This is a genomic window from Sutterella parvirubra YIT 11816 (assembly GCF_000250875.1).
Classification (GTDB): domain Bacteria; phylum Pseudomonadota; class Gammaproteobacteria; order Burkholderiales; family Burkholderiaceae_F; genus Sutterella; species Sutterella parvirubra.
This window is the reverse complement of the sequence record NZ_JH605006.1, coordinates 2,622-4,110: the sequence shown is the minus strand read 5'-3', so window position 1 is coordinate 4,110 and position 1,489 is coordinate 2,622. Positions and strand designations below refer to the sequence as shown.

Annotated in this window: 2 protein-coding genes; both read left to right on the top strand. The window is 60.2% G+C overall.

Annotation, left to right across the window (positions count from 1 at the left end; genetic code table 11):
• Positions 1 to 590 (top strand): hypothetical protein (locus tag HMPREF9440_RS11520; protein ID WP_216586075.1); only part of this gene is annotated, 590 nt, incomplete at its 5' end.
• A 67-nt stretch (positions 591 to 657) separates the two neighbouring features.
• Complete coding sequence (locus HMPREF9440_RS08385) at positions 658 to 1,362, top strand: MgtC/SapB family protein (protein WP_008543293.1); 705 nt, start codon at positions 658 to 660, stop codon at positions 1,360 to 1,362.
• The last annotated feature ends 127 nt before the right edge of the window (positions 1,363 to 1,489 follow it).

Sequence of the window (1,489 nt, the reverse complement as noted above, 5' to 3'; positions counted from 1 at the left end):
GACCGGATCGTCGGTCGGATCCCAAAACAAGAATCGCGAACAGAGATCCCCGGGTGCCGAACAGCTTCCGGGGATTTGACTTTGAGTGGGAGGAAACTCTCGTCGGAGCGGTTCGGCTCAAAGTCGAACGGACGGTGCAGACATGGAGGAGCCGACCAGAACAGAACGTCGCCGCCGACGGTCCAGGGACGGGCGCCGGCGAAACGAGACGAACGAAGACGACGGGGAAAGCCGAGCGCGGTCGAGTCAAACTCAACGGCAACCGCCGCCGCATTCAAAAGCCGAACGGATCGATCAACGAGACGAACCGCGCAAACGAACTCAAAACGCAGAACGAACCGTCAGAACGCCCACAAACCTCGTTTTTAGTACTCAACATAATAGTCGTTATGTTGAATTATGAAATTTCCAGCGTCGAAAGCCTCCCGGTTTGGGCTTTTCAACCAGCTTTCCCAATCCGTCGTCATCGGCGTCTCAATCCCGGTCTTCAAGTCTTCTTTCGTGCTTCGTACACAGATTTGCCCGCGGTCAATCCTCCGCATCGATCTTCGTTGAAGCGCACTCCCCAACCGTTCATCGTTCCGGCATGATGTGCGCCCGCTTTCTTTCGGGCACAATCATTCCCATCAAGCTTCACCAACCGCCGCACGCACCGCCATGACCGCCGTTTCCGACGACATCCTCATTCCGCTCGTGTTTTCCTTCGTGCTGGGTTCGCTCATCGGCCTTGAGCGTCAGTACCGTCAGCACGCCGCCGGTCTGCGCACGAACGTCTTGGTCGCCGTCGGCTCCGCCTTGTTCGTCAACATGACGCTGATCGGCTGGCACACGTACGGCGGCAATCAAACGCCCGTTCATGCGATCGGCGCGGTGATTACGGGCGTGGGCTTCCTCGGTGCCGGCGTCATCATGCGCGAAGGCGTCAACGTCCGAGGCATCAACACGGCGGCCACCCTTTGGACGTCGGCCGCCGTCGGCGCAGCCGCGGGCGCGTCGCTCTACTACGAGGCCGTGATCGGGACGCTGATCATTCTTCTCACGAACACCCTCCTTCGTCCGATCGCGAACTTCATCAATCGGATTCCTACGGACAGTAGTCATACTGAGGCGACCTTCCGCATCACGCTCACCGGCCGCAAGCCCGACGCGCACGAGATCCTCACAGCGCTCTCGACCGCGCTCCGGCAGCGCAACCTCCCGTGGCGCGACCTCCAGACGAAGTCCGTGGGCGACGACGTCCAGGTGGACGTGCTCCTCATTCCGTCCTCGATCGCTACGGAAGAGCTGGACGGGCTCGTCGCGCAGCTTTTCTCCTTGGACGTCGTGCAGAACGCCTATTGGGCCCCGAGCTACGGGCGGTGATGCCTTTTACGCCAAAAACTCCTGAGCCCCGGTTGATCCGGGTTCAAAACCGGTCCATATCGCCCAGGTGAACACTGAAACTGTCCGTTGCGCCCTGGGTACCCTGAGTACCCGGGCCGTGGACGAT

What these genes read in the sequence shown, in the direction of transcription:
- HMPREF9440_RS08385 (WP_008543293.1), top strand. Translation starts at nt 658, where the DNA reads ATGACCGCCGTTTCCGACGACATCCTCATTCCGCTCGTGTTTTCCTTC.